The sequence below is a fragment of the Rahnella woolbedingensis genome (assembly GCF_003602095.1).
Classification (GTDB): domain Bacteria; phylum Pseudomonadota; class Gammaproteobacteria; order Enterobacterales; family Enterobacteriaceae; genus Rahnella; species Rahnella woolbedingensis.
Map to the genome: position 1 here is coordinate 168530 of NZ_RAHH01000007.1, position 17563 is coordinate 186092.

Sequence of the window (17563 nt, forward strand, 5' to 3'; positions counted from 1 at the left end):
ATAGAGGAAGAAAAAACATGAAAAAAGTCACCACTGTCTGCCCATACTGTGGGGCGGGATGCAAAATGAATCTGATTGTGGATAACGGTAAAATTATCCGCGCGGAAGCCGCAAACGGCGTGACCAATCAGGGCGAACTGTGCCTGAAAGGCTATTACGGCTGGGATTTTCTCAATGACACCAAACTGCTGACGCCGCGCCTGACGCAGCCGATGGTCCGCCGTCAGAAAGGGGGGAAATTCGAAGCCGTGAGCTGGGATGAAGCCATCCGCTACACCGCGCAGCGTCTGAAAGAAATCAAACAAAAACATGGCCCGCGCTCGATCATGACCACCGGTTCTTCCCGTGGCACCGGCAATGAAACCAACTACATCATGCAGAAATTTGCCCGTGCGGTCATCGGCACCAACAACGTCGACTGCTGCGCCCGCGTGTGTCATGGCCCGTCGGTCGCCGGTTTACAGGCCACGCTCGGCAACGGCGCAATGAGTAACTCCATCGGCGATATCGAGAACTCAAAATGCCTGCTGGTGATCGGCTATAACTGCGCCGATTCCCACCCGATCGTCGCCCGCCGCGTGATCAAAGCCAAAGAAAAAGGCGCGCAGATCATCGTCTGCGATCCGCGCCGTATCGAAACGGCGCGTATTGCCGATCAGCATCTGCAAATTAAAAATGGCTGCAATATGGCGCTGGTGAATGCTTTCGCGCATGTGCTGATCGAAGAAAATCTGTATGACCACGATTACGTCGCTAAATACACCGAAGGCTTCGCGGAATACCGCAAAAACGTGGCCGATTACTCGCCGGAAGCCGTGGAGGAACAGACCGGCGTTTCTGCGCAACAAATCCGCCAGGCGATGCGCACGTATGCCGCCGCGCCTTCTGCCACCATTATGTGGGGCATGGGTGTCACGCAGTTTGGTCAGGCCGTGGACGTGGTTAAGGGGCTGGCCGGGCTGGCATTGCTGACTGGTAATCTGGGACGCGCCAACGTCGGCGTTGGTCCGGTGCGTGGTCAGAATAACGTGCAGGGCGCGTGCGACATGGGCGTGTTGCCTAACGAATTCCCTGGCTACCAGTCGGTCACTGATCCGAAAATCCGCGCGAAATTCGCCGATGCCTGGGGCATTGACGTCAACCAGATGGACGCTGAAGTCGGCCTGCGCATTACTGAAATCCCGCATCTGGCGATTGAAGGCAAGGTCAAAGCCTACTACATCATGGGCGAAGATCCGTTGCAGACCGAGGCCGATTTAGGGCTGGTACGCAAAGGGTTTGAGGCGCTGGAATTCGTGGTGGTGCAGGACATCTTCATGACCAAAACGGCGGAACAAGCGGATGTGATTTTACCGGCCACCTCCTGGGGTGAGCACGGCGGCGTGTTCACCTGTGCAGACCGTGGTTTCCAGCGTTTCGAAAAAGCCATCGAGCCGAAATACAACGTCAAACGCGACTGGGACATCATCAGCCTGCTGGCGACCGAGATGGGGTATCCGATGCATTATCAGGATAACCAGGAAATCTGGGACGAACTGCGCAGCCTTTGTCCGCTGTTCTACGGCGCGACCTACGAAAAAATGGGCGAACTGGGACACGTTCAGTGGCCTTGTACCACGCTGGAAAGTCCCGGTACGCAGTACCTTTACGCCGATAATCACTTCGATACACCGACCGGCAAAGGCCAGCTGTTTGCCGCGCCGTGGCGTGCGCCTGCCGAAGTGCCGGACGGTGATTACCCGCTGGTGCTGTGTACCGTACGCGAAGTTGGTCACTACTCCTGCCGCTCAATGACCGGCAACTGCGCTGCGCTGCAAACGCTGGCCGACGAGCCGGGCTTCGTGCAGATGAATCCGGTGGATGCTCAGGCACTGGGTATCCGTGACCAGCAACTGGTCTGGGTGGCGTCACGCCGTGGCAAAGTTATTTCACGCGCCAACTACAACGAGCGTATCAACGCCGGTGCCGTATATATGACCTACCAGTGGTGGATCGGTGCCTGTAATGAACTGACGCAGGATAATCTCGACCCGATTTCCAAAACACCGGAAACCAAATACTGCGCAGTGAAAGTCGGGCAAATTGCCGATCAGCGCTGGGCAGAAAACTACGCCCAGCAAACCTACAGCGACATGAAAGCGCGTCTGCGCAGTGCCGTCGAAGATGTGATCCCGGTGGTTGAGGTTTAATTTAGCTTCTCCCCCTGCTAAGGGGGAGGCTGGGAGGGGGTTTCACAGCCAGCCCCGGATTTAGAGTTGTCGTTAATACCCCACCCCAGCCCTCCCCTTCGCAGGGGAGGGAGTAAACCCCTCTCTTTTCGCCGCCCGCTTCTTAACGTTTAAAAAGGCTTTTTATGTCTGGCTTACTCATTCGCATCTCCGGAAAAGTCCAGGGCGTCGGTTTCCGGCCATTTATCTGGCAACTGGCTGACCAGCTCCGGCTTTGTGGGGAAGTCTGCAATGACAGCACCGGTGTTGAAATCAGGTTGCTTGCGCCGGTAAATATCGAAACTTTTATCCGCCAGTTACAACGCGACTGCCCGCCGCTGGCGCGCATCGACGGTATCAGCGTGGACGCTTTCGAGTGGAAAGATGTGCCACAACATTTCACCATTACGCCCAGTCGTCCCGGCCGGATGGATACGCAGGTGGCGCCCGATGCGGCGACCTGCCCGGAATGTTTGCAGGATATTCTCCGTCCCGGTGACCGGCGATTCGGTTACGCCTTTACCAACTGCACCCATTGCGGTCCGCGTTTTACACTCATCCGCGCCATGCCCTACGACCGCCCTTCCACCAGCATGGCGCAATTCGCGCTGTGTCCGGCGTGCCAGCTGGAATATGACAATCCTGCCGACCGGCGTTTTCACGCCCAGCCGGTGGGGTGCCCGCACTGCGGCCCGCAGTTCAGTGCGGCATTTCAGGATGACAAAATACTGGCGCGGGAAGAGGCCGCGCTGAAAGAGGCCGTCGCCGCATTGCGGGCGGGGAAAATCGTCGCTGTCAAAGGGCTGGGCGGATTTCATCTGGCCTGCGATGCCACACAGCAAGATGCGGTGATGCGGCTGCGTGAGCGCAAAAGTCGTCCGTCAAAACCGCTGGCGGTGATGCTGCCGGATATCAGCTGGCTGGCGCGATGTAGTGACGACAGCCCGCAGTTTGCGCTGCGGGAACTGCTCGAATCCCCCGCTGCGCCAATTGTTCTGGCGACGAAAAGCGCGATGTCTCCGCTGTGCGCGGGCATTGCGCCGGAACTTAATGAAACCGGCCTGATGCTGCCGTTCACGCCTTTACATCATTTGCTGATGCAGGCATGTCAGACGCCGCTGGTGATGACGTCCGGCAATGCCGCCGGATTTGCCCCGGCACTGACTAACTCTGAGGCACTTGAGCAACTCGCGGGTATTGCCGATCTGTGGTTGCTGCATAACCGCGATATTGTTCAGCGTGCTGATGATTCGCTGGTGCGCCTGACCGCGCAGGGCACCGAGGTGCTGCGTCGTGCGCGCGGTTATGTGCCCGATGCGTTGCCGTTGCCGCCGGGTTTTAGTCTTCAGCCACCGCTGCTGGCGATAGGCGGTGACCTTAAAAATACCTTCTGTCTGGTGCGCGGCGATCAGGCCATTCTCAGCCCGCATTTTGGTTCGCTGACGCACAGTGATATCGCAGAGCAACAGCAGCAGGCGATTGAACATTTTCAGCAACTTTATGACTGTACGCCGGCGGCTGTCGCGCGCGATGCGCATCCGGGTTATGTCAGCCACCATCAGGCCGAAAACCACGCGATACGGATAGTGGATGTCTTTCATCATCACGCGCATATCGCCGCCTGTCTGGCAGAAAATCACTGGCCGCTGGATGGCGGCAAAGTGATTGGTCTGGCGCTGGACGGCCTCGGTTATGGCGAAAAAGACAGTCTGTGGGGCGGTGAATGCCTGCTGGCCGGTTATCTGCACTGCGAACATTTAGGCGGATTACCTGCCGTCGCGCTGCCCGGTGGCGATCGCGCCGCGCGTGAGCCGTGGCGTAATTTGCTGGCGCAGTGGCAGGCCTTCGTGCCGGACTGGCAGATACGTCTGCAGGCGCAGCCGCTGCTTTCACAACCGTGGCAGCCGCTGTCAAAAGCCATTGCCGCCGGGATCAATTCACCGCTGGCGTCTTCCTGCGGACGATTATTCGATGCCGTCGCCGCCGCGCTTGGCTGCGCGCCGCGAGAGCTCAGCTGGGAAGGCGAGGCCGCCAGCCGCCTGGAAGCGCTGGCACATCAGGCGCACGGCATTGCACATCCGGTCACAATGCCGCTGCGGCATACTGAAAACGGCACATTTCTGGATCTGGCGACGTTCTGGCAGCAGTGGCTCGACTGGCAGGCACCGCCCGCCGCACGGGCTTTCGCTTTCCATGACGCACTCGCTCAGGGGTTTGCCGCCCTCGCCTGTTATCACGCAGTCAGGACCGGCATCCGCACCGTCGCCACCGGCGGCGGCGTGCTGCATAACCGTCTGCTGCGCCAGCTTTTACATCGCTATTTAGCGCCCCTGAATGTGCTGATGCCGCAAAACATTCCCGCCGGTGATGGCGGTCTGGCACTGGGTCAGGCGCTCATTGCCTGCGCCCGTCTGCAACATGCTTCTGCTCAGAATTCATCTGTTTATAAAAATAAGGATCTCCATGATTAACCGTCGATTTTTCTCTTCGAACCGCCGTGCGTTCTGGCTGTTAGCCGGGCTGGTGGCCGTGAATTTACTGGCCTGGGGATGGGCACTGGCGGTGTTTCGTCACAATGCGGCACTGATCGCCGCGTCTTTACTGGCTTACAGCTACGGGTTGCGCCATGCGGTGGATGCCGATCATATTGCCGCCATCGATAACGTCACCCGTAAGCTGATGCAACAGGGCCAGCGGCCGGTTGCCGTCGGGGCATTTTTCTCGCTCGGACATTCCAGCATTGTGGTGCTGGCCTGCGTGGCAATTGCCGCCACGTCGCTGGTCTTTGGCAATGAAATTGGCTGGCTGCATGAGTACGGCAGCACTATCGGCACGCTGGTTTCCGCGCTGTTCTTACTGCTGATGGCGCTGCTGAATGCGCTGATTTTACGTGACGTTTACCGCCGTTTTCAGAAAGTGAAACAGGGAAAAACTTTTACCGCCAAAGAAGAGCTGCACGCGGTACAAGGCGGTGTGATGAGCCGGATTTTCAGCTTCGCTTTTAATCTGGTGAATAAAAGCTGGCAGATGTATCTGGTGGGCTTTTTGTTCGGGCTGGGTTTTGATACCGCCACTGAAATCGGCCTGCTGGGCATTTCTGCCGCAGGCGCGTCTTCCGGCATGTCGGTGTGGAGCATTCTGGTGTTTCCGGCGCTGTTTGCCAGCGGCATGGCACTGGTCGATTCACTGGATAATTTTGTAATGGTCGGTGCCTACGGTTGGGCGTTCGATAAACCGGTGCGCAAGCTCTATTACAACATGACCATTACCGCCACCAGCGTGGTGATCGCCCTGTTTATCGGCGGGCTGGAAGCGCTCGGACTGCTGGCCGACAAACTGGATTTGCACGGCGGATTATGGAAGATTGTCGAACAACTCAATGACAATATGGGCAGCGTCGGATACGCCGCCGTGGCGATTTTTCTGGTGTTCTGGGGCCTCTCTGCCCTCAATTACCGCCGCAAAGGCTATGACAATCTGGCGGTGTGATCCTCTGCAATCAGGCGTCATTCGGCAAGGTGATCTGTTTCTCCAGACGCAGCGTTCCGCCGTCCGTTACCGTGATCATAATCTGGGTTTTACTGCCCGGCTGGACGGAAAAACGCATACGGCCAAGAGGTTGCGGCTGATTTGCGGAAAGGTTCACATTGCTGCTCTGACGGCTGGTGCTGCTGCCCGCCACACCTTCCTGTGAAACGGAAACCGCCACCTGACAGGCGCAGGCCTTGGTGAGATTGACCATCGGGGTAATGACATAAGTCTGGGCATCGTTGTGGGTGTCGAACCACAGCTGGTTAGACATCACGGCGGCAATCAGGAGCAAATGCATGGCGTTTATCCTCAGGGTTCAGTCGAAAAAAAACAGGGCTAGTGCCCTGTTCTGTAACGTTCCTCCCCTTCGCAGGGGAGGGAGCATTAATCAGTTCTGTGAAGCGTAGGCCAGGTTAGCTGTACCGACCTGAGTAATGCTGGTCAGAGAGCCATTGGCACCTTGTGAAGCCTGAGCGTAGTTGCCTGAGCCATTCTGGGACACAAGCACTTTACTGCCGTTAGCGCTCTGCGCTACGTTAGCACCGTTGTATTCACCCTTTTGCACGACGCTGATCAGGCTGCCATCACCGGTTTGTGTGGTCCCGGAGGTGTTTCTGTAGCCATCCTGATTAACCGCTGTCAGCGATTTTTGCGCGCCAGTCTGAGTGGCGTTTGCCAGGTTTGAAGTACCCTGTTGGTAAATCTGAATTTCAGAATTCCACTGAGTCGCAGTGAACGTCGGCACTGTCGATGTTGGTGGCGTTGTAGTTGGCGGCGTGTGATGATCACTATCATGACCACCTGCGAATGCACTGCCACTGACGACTAAAGCGGAGACTGCCACAATTTTCCAAAGTTTCATGATGCTACCCCATTGGTTTAATATCGGATGTCATAAAAGCGGTTTACCCTTCATATTTCGAGTTGCAGATGCGTTGGCTACGCTCGCTCACTCCAGTCACTTAGTTATCTAAGCTCCCGGTGATTTCCGACCTTGCCGCCTTCCTGCACCTCAAACTATTTTGGGTATGATTTTGTGTGTTAATGCTGTGTCACTCTAATCGCCATTCCTGACGAGTTTTGTACGACACCGCTGCTCTGGTTCGTACCATTCTGGCGAATTTCCGTCACACTCCGGCCTTTTTGCAGAATGTAAGCCGTATTGCCAAAATTCTGTTGCGTAATGGATGAATCCCCGCCGCCGCTTTGCGATATATAAGCAAAGTTATCGCTGCCGCTTTGGGATATATCGGCGTTATTTCCATTACCTCGCTGATTTACCACCGCAGTATTGTCTGCGCCTGATTGTCGGATTACGCTGGAATTTCCATAACCCGTCTGATTATTCGCAGCCAGATTGCTATTACCGTTCTGGTAAATCGTTGATGAATTCCCCGATGAATTCCTCGCGCCAGCAAAAACTTGATCCGGATTACCAGAACTCATTTCCGAGTAAGCCATATCAAACTGCTGAGCGTGAACGACCCAGGATACTGAAAGTAACGCCAGGGTCAGCAAAGTCTTTTTCATTTCGTCACCCTGTATATCACCGGTGACTGTGTATTTGCTCACCGGGTTATTGCTGTTGACGAATTGATTATGGTGTTTGGCGAAAATAAGAAACTCACCCGCACGTCGTATTTTAATTTTCAACTTCATTAAAAAGTATGAGACGCCACTTCTCATGCGGATTGACCATAATGGATCCGTAATACGTCAGTGACGCTAATCGACCCCATGGCATTAATCCTAAAGTGCCAGAAAACATCGGCGTGAATAATCACACAAATGCAACTATTCCTAATATCTCTGCGGGTTAAAAAAGGCATTAAAAGAGATCGCCGCCACATTTCTAACCCTTATCATTGCGGCTTTTACGCTATTTCACCCGCGCGAAGCCCGCTTTCCATAGGGACTAACGGGCTAAAAAGCGGTCTCACCTAAGTGAAATCGATTATACCGGATGCAGTTATTTGAGTTATTAAAGGGGAATCATGCGCCCGGTTGCTGTATCGCACCGATAATTCAGGCCGGGATTTATTTAAAATCGCTGTCATAACAAGGGCGAACGTTAAGAAAGTGTAAAGTCATTACTTAAGATATTTTTAAGCGGCGTGTCTCATGCTTATGGCAATACATTAAGAAAACTTTATACATTTTGAGTTACATTTTGAAACATAAATAAGCCTTGCGTAAGGTAAACCAAAAGCTAAATTGAGTCTGTACCGCACATATTGCGAGCTAAAATATTATGTGCCTCAGGCCGTGTTTATTTGCCACTTTCAGATATACACAGCAAATATAAAGCTATAGATTTAGCAAAATAAAATCTCAGTCTATTACCGGCCTGTTTATTAACCGGTGCGGCAGGCTGTGGCTATAAAATCAGGGCAGGGTTTCATTATGAGTAATGAAGCAGCAATCAATAATAATATTCTTTTATTAGTGACTAAACCATCATTACAAGCCAGTGCTTTATTGCAGCAATTAAAACAGCAACTTTGTGTCAGTACCCGGTTACACAGCATTCATAAAACACTTGAGGATCAGTATCTTCATCAGACGCTTATTCTGTTCGATATGATGGAAGCTGACCGGCGGACTATTGAGGTCTGGCAATCGGCCATTAACCGTTATCACGAGAGTGTGAAGTTATTATTATTAAATACGCCCGATAATTACCATTTTCGGGAAATAGAAACCTGGCCGCGCATCAGTGCTGTTTTCTATCTTTCCACTGATGAGGAACATCTGGTGGAAGGGATCCGCAGCGTGATCCGCGGAGAATGCTATTTCTCCCAGGGCTTCGCCAGCTATCTGATCAATCAGTCCGGCGCTTTCAGGCATATGCATACGGAAGATACCGGCCTGACCCATCGCGAAAAAGAGATCCTCAATAAGTTGCGTGTGGGTGCGTCAAACACGGAAATCGCCCAGCTTTTGTTTATCAGCGAGAACACCGTAAAGACGCATCTTTATAATTTATTTAGGAAAATCTCGGTAAAAAACCGTACTCAGGCGGCGTCCTGGGCGAATGACAATCTCAAGCGCTGACATCATGACTATTTGCATCAGAAGCTTCTGGCTCTGGCTGGCGCTGCTTTGCGCCACCTGCCTGCATGTGCAGGCTGCGGATATAAAAGACCCCGGGCTGATTACCGACCATACGGTGACGTCGGTGGGTCACGATTTTTATCGCGACTTCACCGCCAAATGGGAACTGAACTACCCGGAAACCATCACGATTTCAGAAAGACCCAGCGCCCGCTGGGGCAGTTGGATCACCATAAAAATAGGTCAGGACACCATTTATCAAACCCTGCTGTTTCCTAACCGTCACAACTTTGAGAAGGACGTCGATACCGCACTGGCTGGCGTGACAGAGGCGTTATCCAGACGCCAGCTGGACAAAGCGTTACTTGGCACCGGGGATCTTACCCATGACGAATTTTAATGCACAGCCTCTTCTAAGGAGAGCATCGTGAATATTCCAGTCTCTGCTTCGCGTTCAGTCATGCTGCTGGCATTACTGACGGCGTCCCCGGTTTCCTGGGGAGGCAATATGGTTTTTCAGTTCATCAACCCCAACTTCGGCGGTAACCCGAATAACGGTTCATTCCTGCTCAATGAGGCGCAGGCGCAAAACTCCTACAAGGATCCGGATTCGTACGATTTCGGCACCACCGGCACCTCGGCGCTGGATAACTTCACGGCGTCAATTCAGTCGCAGTTGCTGGGCAGCCTGATGGGCAATGTGAATCAGGGTAAACCGGGGCGGCTGGTAACGCAGGACTTTATTGTGGATATCCAGAATACCGACGGCCAGCTGGTGATGAATGTCACTGACCGTAAAACTGGCAAGATTTCCACCATTCAGGTTCAGGGCCTGTCTGCCACGACCAACTGATTCCGACGACCAATAAAAACAGGAACACCATCATGCGCAGCTATTTATTACTCATCGCAGTTTTTGTGTTGAGCGGGTGTCTCACAGCGCCCCCGAAAGAAGCCGCCAGACCGACATTATTGCCGCGGGCACCGAGTTATACCGATCTGACTCATCTCCCGGCACCGAAAGGACGTGTATTCGTCTCTGTTTATAATATTCAGGATGAAACCGGGCAGTTCAAACCGTATCCGGCGAGTAACTTCTCGACTGCGGTGCCGCAAAGCGCCACGGCGATGCTGGTCTCGGCGTTAAAAGACTCCAAATGGTTTATTCCGCTGGAACGTCAGGGACTGCAAAACCTGCTCAATGAACGCAAAATTATCCGGGCAGCTCAGGAAAATGGCAGCGTCGCTATCAATAACCAGCGACCGCTTTCTTCTTTAGTGGCGGCAAATATTTTGATTGAAGGCTCGATTATCGGCTACGAAAGCAATGTGAAATCGGGCGGCATCGGAGCGCGTTACTTCGGTATCGGTGCCAGTACGCAGTACCAGTTGGACCAGATAGCCGTGAACCTGCGTGCTGTCGACGTCAATACAGGGGAAGTTCTGTCGTCTGTCAATACCAGCAAGACGATTTTGTCCTATGAAGTGCAGGCCGGGGTGTTCCGCTTTATCGACTATCAGCGTCTGCTGGAAGGCGAACTGGGCTATACCACCAATGAGCCTGTGATGTTGTGCCTGATGTCGGCTATTGAATCCGGGGTTATTTATCTGGTCAATGACGGTATCGACCGTAATCTGTGGCAATTGCAGAATCCGTCGGAGGTAAATTCACCGATACTGCAACGCTACAAAAACAGCGTTGTCCCTGCCGAATCCTGATACGGCAGTTGGCGAAGGGAAGTGGTGGGTTGACACCGCTTCCCTTCATTTTTAAGGAAGCATCAGGTTTTATTCTCTTCGCTTTTCACCGCCTGACGGTAATTGTTCACCCGCTTTTTGTCCTCAAGATTAAAGTCAGGATCGAGATAAATGCTCAGCCGCTTAATCAGCAAATCATCAAACGCAAACACCGTACAGAAATGATGGCTGCCGGCTTCTGAGGTCGGCCAGCGGTCGCCGTTTTGCATCACGCCACGCATCTGCCCTTCCAGCACAATGGTGTCACCGTCGCTGAGAAACCGGAAAGCATCCTGAATATGCTGGATCTTGTCTATCTCGAGCGCGAAGCGTTTACCCAGTTCTCCCAGCGATGACTTCCCCTGCGCGGTGCCAAATTTCGGAAAAAAAAGCACCACATCATCGGCAAAGAGATCCAGCAAAGACGAATCTGCCTGATCCAGTTTGGCGTAGAAATTCTTAACGATTTCAATGCGTTTTTCTTTCAGTTCGTGTTCTGCCATTTTCACCTCGAAATACTCCATCCAATACTTAAGCCTAGTGACTGCGGCTGATTTTGCCAGTTATGTGCTCAGGCTCACAAAAGCCGTTCACATGCCCGAGTAAGACTTTTCTGCGCCGGAGCGCGGAAACCACTACACTGGCGGATGTTTTGGCATTACTTCCTCTTACACTTTCGGAGAGTCACGGATGTCTCAGTTCAATCGGGCTGGTTTTAGCTTGCCCCTTCTGCCCGTTCCTTCCCGCTGGCTGATCATGGTTATCTGCCTGCTGCAGGGAATGTTGCTGTATTACTTTTTCTCAGACAGCCCGGCGGTAACGCAGTCGGGTTTCTCCCATAATATTTACGGCCAGACTATGGCATTCACATTACCGGTGCTGATTTCGTTGTCGCTGGTGCAGTTGAATGACCACCGGTTCTGGGGCGCAACAGTATTTATTACCTTGCTGCTGGCGGGTATGGCGGCGTGGGTAAAAAGTAACGTAACCGGAACACCGGCAGATTCGGTAATGGTGCCGTTTAACCTTTCGCTGGTGGCGATGGTCTTTTTTGTGCTGCCCTGGCTACAGGTACAGACATTTACAGCGCAAAACCGATACCGTTACGCTCATCTTTCGGCCTGCTACAGCCAGAACCTGCTGTGCGCAATGCTCACTTTCCTGCTGATGCTGCTAACCGTTGGCGTGCTGGCGCTGTGCGCTGCGCTGTTCCGGGTGATCGGCATTGAATATTTCCACGAGCTGTTTTTCGATACGCCACTGTTTATGCATCTGGTTTTCGGGCTGCTGCTGGGAATAAGCATCATCACCTGCCGCACCCAACCGGCGCTGATGAACACCACGCGAAACATCATCCGTTTCATTCTTAAAGGTCTGCTGCCGCTGGTGGCGTTTGTGGCGCTGATTTTCCTGTTCGCCCTGCCCTTCACCGGTCTGACCGCGCTGTCGCAAACCTGGTCTGCCGCCAGTCTGCTGACCATTATGGCGCTGAGCCTGCTGGTTCTGGTCAACGTGGCGCGTGAAACAGACAGCGGGGTAAAACCCTATCCGCAGGCGGTCCGCTGGCTGGTCAATGCGGCAGTCCTGCTGCTGCCGGTATATGCCGCGCTGGCGTTGTACGCTACGGGCGTGCGGATTTCACAATACGGCTGGACGCCGCAGCGAGTGTGGGCAGTGCTGATTATTGTGGTCACACTTATTGCCTCGCTTTGCTACAGTTTTTCTGTGATCGATAAGCGCCCGGACTGGCTGTCGCGCCTGAATCAGTTCAACAAACCGCTGTCATTGTTAGTGGTGCTGCTGGTGATTGCGGTCAACAGCCCGCTGCTCGATCCTTACCGCATCAGCGTGAACAGTCAGCTGGCGCGCCTCGACAGCGGTAAAACGCAGGCGAAGGATGTTGACCTCAAACTGCTGCGGTTTGAGACCGGCCGTCGTGGCAACGAAGCGCTGGCAAAATTGCTGCAACATCCTGCTTTTTCGGCCGATCCGCGTCTGCTGGCGACGGTGAAAAATACGATGGCGCAGACTTCCCGCTGGGGCTCATACAATGATAAAGAGGCCGATGCGCTGGCGAAAAATTATCGTACTGAGGATGCCAAAAAGATGATCACGCTGGCGAAAGGCGCGGTGCAACCGGATGACGGTTGGTGGAAAGGCCTGCCGGCACTGGAAAAATACCGCAATACCCTGCGCGATTGTCTGAGCGTTCAGGGCGCGTGCATCGTCAATACACTGGATCTCAACAGCGACAGGCAGAAAGAGATCCTGCTCTGTAATACGCTGGATGCCCCTTCAGTCAACTGCCGGATTTACGCTAAACAGGCCGGACAATGGACACAAAGCGGCGAACTTTATCTGTATGAAGAAAAGGATAAGCAGACGCTGATACAGGCGCTTCGCAACGGCGAAGTTAAACCTGCGCCGCGCAAATGGGCGGATATCCAGATTGAAGGAAAACGTCGCGTGGTGCATTACCAGCAGGATGAGAACTGATTTCATTGCCCGTCACCGGCAGGCTCTCTGCCGGTGAACCCGCCGTTAGGGCGTCATGCGTAATAAGGTGTCATCTTTACGGAAATAATGATGATAAATCGCCGCCAGCGCATGTAAGCCAATCAGGTAATATCCGCAGTTCGCCAGAAACTCATGCGCCTGTTTGACCGTGCGGCGCACGGAAGGATCCGGCGTCACGAACTGCGGCACCTGCCAGCCAAACAACACCCAGTCACGTCCGCCATATTCCAGCGTCAGCATGCCCAGCACCGGCAACGAGAGAAACAGCAGATACAACACGCCATGTACCGCGTGCGATGCCGCAATCTGCCAGCGCGGCAAAGGCGGAGTGATCACTGGCGTGGCATAACAGGTTCGCAAATATATGCGCGTCCACATCAGCAGCCAGACGCAAATCCCGAAATTAAAATGCAGTAAACGCACCAGCGGCTGATTATCCTCCGGAAAATAGTCGCGGGTCAGCATCGCGGTATACGTCAGGATAATCATCAGTAACGTTGCCCAGTGCAGGCTTATCTGGGACAGCGAATAACGGTTTTTCATAAGGCGTTTCCTGACCGGATAAAAGGAGCGGTTTAACAGTAATTCCGAATGAGTATAGAGAGGAATTACGCAGACTTTGTGGACAGGCCGGGCGGGAAAGGTAAAGAAGTTAAAGTCCTGTTATAAAAAAACCGGGCAAAAGCCCGGTCTGGCTGACGCGTTTTACACGCTGACGGTGGGATCCTGCTCCACCGGCGGTTCTCCCGCCGTTTTTTTCGGAGCCAGCAAACCGTCGGCACGGAACATCGCTTTGATGCCGCGCACGGCCTGACGAATACGGTCCTGATTTTCGATCAGCGCAAAACGTACATGCGTATCGCCATAATCGCCAAAACCGATGCCCGGAGAGACACAAACTTTGGCGTCTGCCAGCAGGCGTTTGGCGAATTCCAGTGAACCTAAATGCGCATACGCAGGCGGAATTTTGGCCCAGACGTACATCGACGCTTTCGGGTTTTCTACCATCCAGCCGGCTTCATGCAGCCCGCGCACCAGCACGTTACGTCGCTGACGATACTGCTCGGCAATGTCTTTCACACATTGCTGATCGCCTTCCAGCGCAGCAATCGCGGCGACCTGCAACGGCGTGAACGTCCCGTAATCGTGATAACTTTTGATACGCGCCAGCGCGTTGACCAGTTCCGGATTACCGACCATAAAGCCGATACGCCAGCCCGCCATGTTGTAACTTTTCGACAGCGTGAAGAATTCTACTGCGATATCTTTTGCACCCGGCACCTGCATGATGGACGGCGCTTTCCAGCCGTCATACACGATGTCGGCATACGCCAGATCGTGAATAACCAGTACGTTGTACTGTTTCGCCAGCGCCACCACGCGTTCGAAGAAATCCAGCTCTACGCACTGCGCCGTCGGGTTGGACGGGAAGCCGAGGATCATCATTTTCGGGCGCGGAATGGTTTCACGAATGGCTTTTTCCAGCTCAGCAAAGAAATCCACACCTTCTGCCAATGGCACGGAACGCACCTGAGCACCGGCGATCACCGCGCCGTAAATGTGGATCGGATAACTTGGGTTGGGCACCAGAACGGTATCACCATGATCGAGGGTCGCCAGCATCAGATGCGCCAGACCTTCTTTCGAACCGATGGTAACGATAGCTTCGCTTTCAGGGTCGATCTCCACCTGATAACGGTCGGCATACCAGCGGGAAATGGCGCGACGCAGACGCGGAATGCCGCGTGAGGTCGAATAGCCGTGAGTATCTTCGCGCTGCGCAACCTGCACCAGTTTTTCCACAATGTGTGGCGGTGTCGGGCCGTCAGGGTTGCCCATACTGAAATCAATAATGTCTTCGCCGCGATGGCGTGCGGCCATTTTCAGTTCAGCGGTGATGTTGAAAACATAAGGGGGAAGACGATCAATACGTGAAAAACGACGTGGTGAACTGGAATCAGCCATAATTTCCTCTGGATACGTAAGCGCCCGGACCGTCCGAGCGACGCTGGCCGCGTTGCGGCCTTCAACGAACATAACGCAGAGAAATAGGGCTGTCGAGATACCGAGCAACATTTTTTACTGTGTTTGTTAACAACAGATTTGACTACGGGCGCGGATCGGTCGCCAGCAGCCCCAGCAGCCAGTCGTTTTTCCATTCGTCACCAATCCGGTAACTGTCGCGCAATCGCCCTTCCATCTGGAAACCACATTTCTCCAGCACCCGGCGCGAACCGTCATTGCCTTCGAGCACGTTGGCCTGTAAGCGATGAAAACCGCAATGATCAAAGGCGAAATTCAGCACTTCACGCAGCGATTCGACCGCGTACCCTTTACGCTGATGCTCAGGCGCAAGAATAAAGCCGACTTCACCCTGTTTGTAAGGCCGCCAGTCAGGGAAAAATCCGGTCAGCCCCACGGCGGCACCGGTCTCTTTTTCGCGGATCATCAGGCATAACCAGAAGTCGCAATAGCGATCCCAGTTGCCGAGGCGCTGCTCAAAACGGGTGTGAACCAGAGCGGGCAGTTCGATATCGCCGATAAAACGCATGACCTCCGGCGTCTGGTACAACCGCAAGAAAAATGCCCAGTCGTCAGCCTGGATGGGCTGCATAATCAGCCGCGGCGTTGATAACGAAATCATCTCGGTTGGCTCTCCTGTGTCTGCCGATGGTGAAAGTCTGACCTTTTACATATAATAACGGCTGAATCCATTTGGCACGCTTATCTTTAGCGCGCAAAGAGTTAATCTGCCATGCCTCACATTTTCGATATGCTGCTGGCGGTCTTTGACCGTGCGGCGCTGATGCTTATTTGTCTGTTTTTCCTCACGCGTACTCCGCTGTTTCGTAAACTGCTGCACAAAGAAAATGAGAACCACACGCCGCTGGAACTGGCGGCTGTCACGGCGATTTTCTCACTGTTCGCAATTTTCGGTACGCTTTCCGGGATCAACGTCGAAGGCTCGCTGATTAACGTGCGGACCATCGCCATTATGTCCGGCGGGATCCTCTTCGGGCCGTGGGTCGGCATCATCACCGGCCTGATTTCCGGTACGCACCGTTTTCTCATCGACATTCACGGTCCGACGTCGATTCCGTGTCTGATCACCAGTATCACCGCCGGTTTCCTTTCCGGTTACATCAATAAAAAAGTCAAAAAAGCGCTGCACTGGAAAGTCGGGATCATCGCCGGAATGCTGTGTGAAACGCTGACCATGGTGCTGATTTTGCTGATGGCGCGACCATTTTCGCTCGGGCTGGATATCGTCATGAATATCGCCGCGCCGCTGATCCTCGGAGCCAGTTCCATCGGCCTGATTGTGTTGCTGGTACAAAGCGTCGAAGATGAAAAAGAGGTCATCGCTGCGCGACAGGCGCGTCTGGCGCTGGATATTGCTAATAAAACCCTTCCGTATTTTCGTGATATCAACGCCGATTCGCTGGCCAGTATCTGCCGAATTATCCGCGAGGATATCGATGCTGACGCCGTGGCGATAACCGATACACGCAATATTCTGGCGTACGTCGGTGTGGGCGCGGATGAATATAATATCGGCCACGAATCGCTGAGTGAGATGACCAAAGCCTCGCTGGAAAGCGGTGTGATCACAGTCAGAAACAATGATGAAATGGATCGCACGCCGCAGATCCACTCTTTGATTATTATTCCATTGTGGGAAAAAGGCGAAGTGACCGGCTCGCTGAAAATCTATTACTGCGACCCGCACCGTATAACCTATTCGCTGAAAGTGATGGCCATCGGGCTGTCGCAAATTATGTCCACACAGATGGAAGTCTCGCGCACCGAGCAACTGCGCGAGATGGCCAACAAAGCCGAAATGCGGGCATTGCAGAGCAAGATAAACCCGCACTTTCTGTTTAACGCGCTGAATGCAATTTCATCGTCAATTCGGGCCCGGCCGGACGTGGCGCGTCAGCTGATCATCAATCTTTCCCGCTATCTGCGCTACAACCTGGAACTGAATGACGAGCTGATCGACCTGCGTAAAGAGCTGCATCAGGTGCAGGATTATATCGCCATCGAGCAGGCACGGTTTGGCAGCAAACTGACGGTGATTTATGACATTGATGACGATATTTCGGTGAAAATCCCCAGTCTGCTGATCCAACCGCTGGTAGAGAATGCCATTGTTCACGGCATCCAGAAATGCAGTGGAAAAGGCGTGGTAGTGATTTCAGTGAAGCATCAGGCCGAGGGGATTAAAGTTTCAGTGAAAGATACCGGCCACGGGATTAATCAGGAAACCATTGATCGCGTGGCGCGCAATGAAATGCCCGGCAATAAAATCGGCCTGCTGAATGTGCATCACCGCGTTTCATTGTTATATGGACAGGGTCTGACCATCCGGCGACTGGAGCCGGGCACCGATATTTCTTTTGTGATTAACCACGCGCCTGCGAAAGTCACGGCGGCCATACAGAGCCAGACAGCCTGATCCGCAGGAACGCTTTTTCGTTTTACCCGCCCGCATTTCGGGCCACCGCACCGGGGAG

General features: G+C 53.6%; 16 protein-coding genes. 9 read left to right on the top strand and 7 right to left on the bottom strand.

Features of this window, described 5'->3' with window-relative positions:
• The first annotated feature begins 17 nt into the window (after nucleotides 1-17).
• The 3 genes from fdhF to D6C13_RS07700 all read left to right on the top strand — a co-directional run bounded on the left by fdhF (nucleotide 18) and on the right by D6C13_RS07700 (nucleotide 5696).
• Nucleotides 18-2189, top strand: coding sequence for a formate dehydrogenase subunit alpha (gene fdhF, locus D6C13_RS07690; protein WP_120132202.1), 2172 nt, complete (start codon nucleotides 18-20; stop codon nucleotides 2187-2189).
• A 164-nt stretch (nucleotides 2190-2353) separates the two neighbouring features.
• Nucleotides 2354-4678, top strand: a complete 2325-nt coding sequence (hypF, locus tag D6C13_RS07695; protein WP_120132203.1) for a carbamoyltransferase HypF — start codon at nucleotides 2354-2356, stop codon at nucleotides 4676-4678.
• The gene (locus D6C13_RS07700) at nucleotides 4671-5696 is read left to right on the top strand and encodes a HoxN/HupN/NixA family nickel/cobalt transporter (RefSeq protein ID WP_120132204.1); all 1026 of its coding nucleotides are present in this window, start codon (nucleotides 4671-4673) and stop codon (nucleotides 5694-5696) included. Before hypF ends, D6C13_RS07700 begins: the two co-directional genes overlap by 8 nt.
• A 10-nt stretch (nucleotides 5697-5706) precedes the next feature.
• Here the strand turns inward: D6C13_RS07700 and csgC are convergent, their stop codons facing one another.
• The 3 genes from csgC to D6C13_RS07715 all read right to left on the bottom strand — a co-directional run bounded on the left by csgC (nucleotide 5707) and on the right by D6C13_RS07715 (nucleotide 7424).
• The gene (gene csgC, locus D6C13_RS07705) at nucleotides 5707-6036 is read right to left on the bottom strand and encodes a curli assembly chaperone CsgC (protein WP_120132205.1); all 330 of its coding nucleotides are present in this window, start codon (nucleotides 6034-6036) and stop codon (nucleotides 5707-5709) included.
• A 90-nt stretch (nucleotides 6037-6126) separates the two neighbouring features.
• The gene (csgA, locus tag D6C13_RS07710) at nucleotides 6127-6600 is read right to left on the bottom strand and encodes a curli major subunit CsgA (protein ID WP_120132206.1); all 474 of its coding nucleotides are present in this window, start codon (nucleotides 6598-6600) and stop codon (nucleotides 6127-6129) included.
• Nucleotides 6601-6779: 179 nt separating this feature from the next.
• Nucleotides 6780-7424: a curlin gene (locus tag D6C13_RS07715; protein WP_244212651.1), complete on the bottom strand. Its 645-nt coding sequence runs from the start codon at nucleotides 7422-7424 to the stop codon at nucleotides 6780-6782.
• A 717-nt stretch (nucleotides 7425-8141) separates the two neighbouring features.
• Between D6C13_RS07715 and csgD the strand changes: the two genes are divergently transcribed.
• The 4 genes from csgD to csgG are packed head-to-tail and all read left to right on the top strand — an operon-like array spanning nucleotide 8142 to nucleotide 10511.
• Nucleotides 8142-8792, top strand: coding sequence for a biofilm master transcriptional regulator CsgD (csgD, locus tag D6C13_RS07720; RefSeq protein ID WP_120132207.1), 651 nt, complete (start codon nucleotides 8142-8144; stop codon nucleotides 8790-8792).
• Nucleotides 8773-9192: a curli production assembly/transport protein CsgE gene (gene csgE / locus D6C13_RS07725; RefSeq protein WP_425272699.1), complete on the top strand. Its 420-nt coding sequence runs from the start codon at nucleotides 8773-8775 to the stop codon at nucleotides 9190-9192. The genes csgD and csgE overlap by 20 nt, the downstream gene beginning before the upstream one ends.
• A gap of 60 nt (nucleotides 9193-9252) precedes the next feature.
• On the top strand, nucleotides 9253-9645 hold the full coding sequence (csgF, locus tag D6C13_RS07730; protein WP_120132251.1) for a curli production assembly/transport protein CsgF: 393 nt from the start codon (nucleotides 9253-9255) through the stop codon (nucleotides 9643-9645).
• A 32-nt stretch (nucleotides 9646-9677) separates the two neighbouring features.
• On the top strand, nucleotides 9678-10511 hold the full coding sequence (gene csgG / locus D6C13_RS07735; protein ID WP_112290757.1) for a curli production assembly/transport protein CsgG: 834 nt from the start codon (nucleotides 9678-9680) through the stop codon (nucleotides 10509-10511).
• A 62-nt stretch (nucleotides 10512-10573) separates the two neighbouring features.
• Here csgG and D6C13_RS07740 read toward each other — a convergent pair whose 3' ends face one another.
• A complete protein-coding gene (locus D6C13_RS07740) occupies nucleotides 10574-11032 on the bottom strand; it encodes a nuclear transport factor 2 family protein (protein ID WP_120132253.1) in 459 nt (152 codons plus the stop codon).
• Nucleotides 11033-11219: 187 nt separating this feature from the next.
• On the opposite strand from D6C13_RS07740, the gene D6C13_RS07745 reads away from it, so the two are divergent.
• A complete protein-coding gene (locus tag D6C13_RS07745) occupies nucleotides 11220-13025 on the top strand; it encodes a DUF4153 domain-containing protein (RefSeq protein ID WP_120132208.1) in 1806 nt (601 codons plus the stop codon).
• A 45-nt stretch (nucleotides 13026-13070) separates the two neighbouring features.
• Here the strand turns inward: D6C13_RS07745 and D6C13_RS07750 are convergent, their stop codons facing one another.
• The 3 genes from D6C13_RS07750 to D6C13_RS07760 form a co-directional block, all read right to left on the bottom strand.
• On the bottom strand, nucleotides 13071-13589 hold the full coding sequence (locus tag D6C13_RS07750; protein ID WP_120132209.1) for a cytochrome b: 519 nt from the start codon (nucleotides 13587-13589) through the stop codon (nucleotides 13071-13073).
• Between the two features lie 162 nt (nucleotides 13590-13751).
• The gene (alaC, locus tag D6C13_RS07755; protein WP_120132210.1) at nucleotides 13752-15011 is read right to left on the bottom strand and encodes an alanine transaminase; all 1260 of its coding nucleotides are present in this window, start codon (nucleotides 15009-15011) and stop codon (nucleotides 13752-13754) included.
• A 142-nt stretch (nucleotides 15012-15153) separates the two neighbouring features.
• Nucleotides 15154-15690, bottom strand: a complete 537-nt coding sequence (locus D6C13_RS07760; RefSeq protein ID WP_120132211.1) for a GNAT family N-acetyltransferase — start codon at nucleotides 15688-15690, stop codon at nucleotides 15154-15156.
• Nucleotides 15691-15801: 111 nt separating this feature from the next.
• Here D6C13_RS07760 and D6C13_RS07765 point away from each other — a divergent pair, with 111 nt between their 5' ends.
• Nucleotides 15802-17505: a sensor histidine kinase gene (locus D6C13_RS07765; RefSeq protein WP_120132212.1), complete on the top strand. Its 1704-nt coding sequence runs from the start codon at nucleotides 15802-15804 to the stop codon at nucleotides 17503-17505.
• The last annotated feature ends 58 nt before the right edge of the window (nucleotides 17506-17563 follow it).

Bases quoted from the DNA above. Each gene is read 5' to 3' on its own strand.
- alaC (WP_120132210.1), bottom strand. From the start codon at position 15,011: ATGGCTGATTCCAGTTCACCACGTCGTTTTTCACGTATTGATCGTCTT.
- csgE (WP_425272699.1), top strand. From the start codon at position 8,773: ATGACAATCTCAAGCGCTGACATCATGACTATTTGCATCAGAAGCTTC.
- D6C13_RS07760 (WP_120132211.1), bottom strand. From the start codon at position 15,690: ATGATTTCGTTATCAACGCCGCGGCTGATTATGCAGCCCATCCAGGCT.
- D6C13_RS07745 (WP_120132208.1), top strand. From the start codon at position 11,220: ATGTCTCAGTTCAATCGGGCTGGTTTTAGCTTGCCCCTTCTGCCCGTT.
- csgG (WP_112290757.1), top strand. From the start codon at position 9,678: ATGCGCAGCTATTTATTACTCATCGCAGTTTTTGTGTTGAGCGGGTGT.
- D6C13_RS07765 (WP_120132212.1), top strand. From the start codon at position 15,802: ATGCCTCACATTTTCGATATGCTGCTGGCGGTCTTTGACCGTGCGGCG.
- hypF (WP_120132203.1), top strand. From the start codon at position 2,354: ATGTCTGGCTTACTCATTCGCATCTCCGGAAAAGTCCAGGGCGTCGGT.
- fdhF (WP_120132202.1), top strand. From the start codon at position 18: ATGAAAAAAGTCACCACTGTCTGCCCATACTGTGGGGCGGGATGCAAA.
- csgF (WP_120132251.1), top strand. From the start codon at position 9,253: ATGCTGCTGGCATTACTGACGGCGTCCCCGGTTTCCTGGGGAGGCAAT.
- csgD (WP_120132207.1), top strand. From the start codon at position 8,142: ATGAGTAATGAAGCAGCAATCAATAATAATATTCTTTTATTAGTGACT.
- D6C13_RS07715 (WP_244212651.1), bottom strand. From the start codon at position 7,424: ATGAGAAGTGGCGTCTCATACTTTTTAATGAAGTTGAAAATTAAAATA.
- D6C13_RS07740 (WP_120132253.1), bottom strand. From the start codon at position 11,032: ATGGCAGAACACGAACTGAAAGAAAAACGCATTGAAATCGTTAAGAAT.
- csgA (WP_120132206.1), bottom strand. From the start codon at position 6,600: ATGAAACTTTGGAAAATTGTGGCAGTCTCCGCTTTAGTCGTCAGTGGC.
- D6C13_RS07750 (WP_120132209.1), bottom strand. From the start codon at position 13,589: ATGAAAAACCGTTATTCGCTGTCCCAGATAAGCCTGCACTGGGCAACG.
- csgC (WP_120132205.1), bottom strand. From the start codon at position 6,036: ATGCATTTGCTCCTGATTGCCGCCGTGATGTCTAACCAGCTGTGGTTC.
- D6C13_RS07700 (WP_120132204.1), top strand. From the start codon at position 4,671: ATGATTAACCGTCGATTTTTCTCTTCGAACCGCCGTGCGTTCTGGCTG.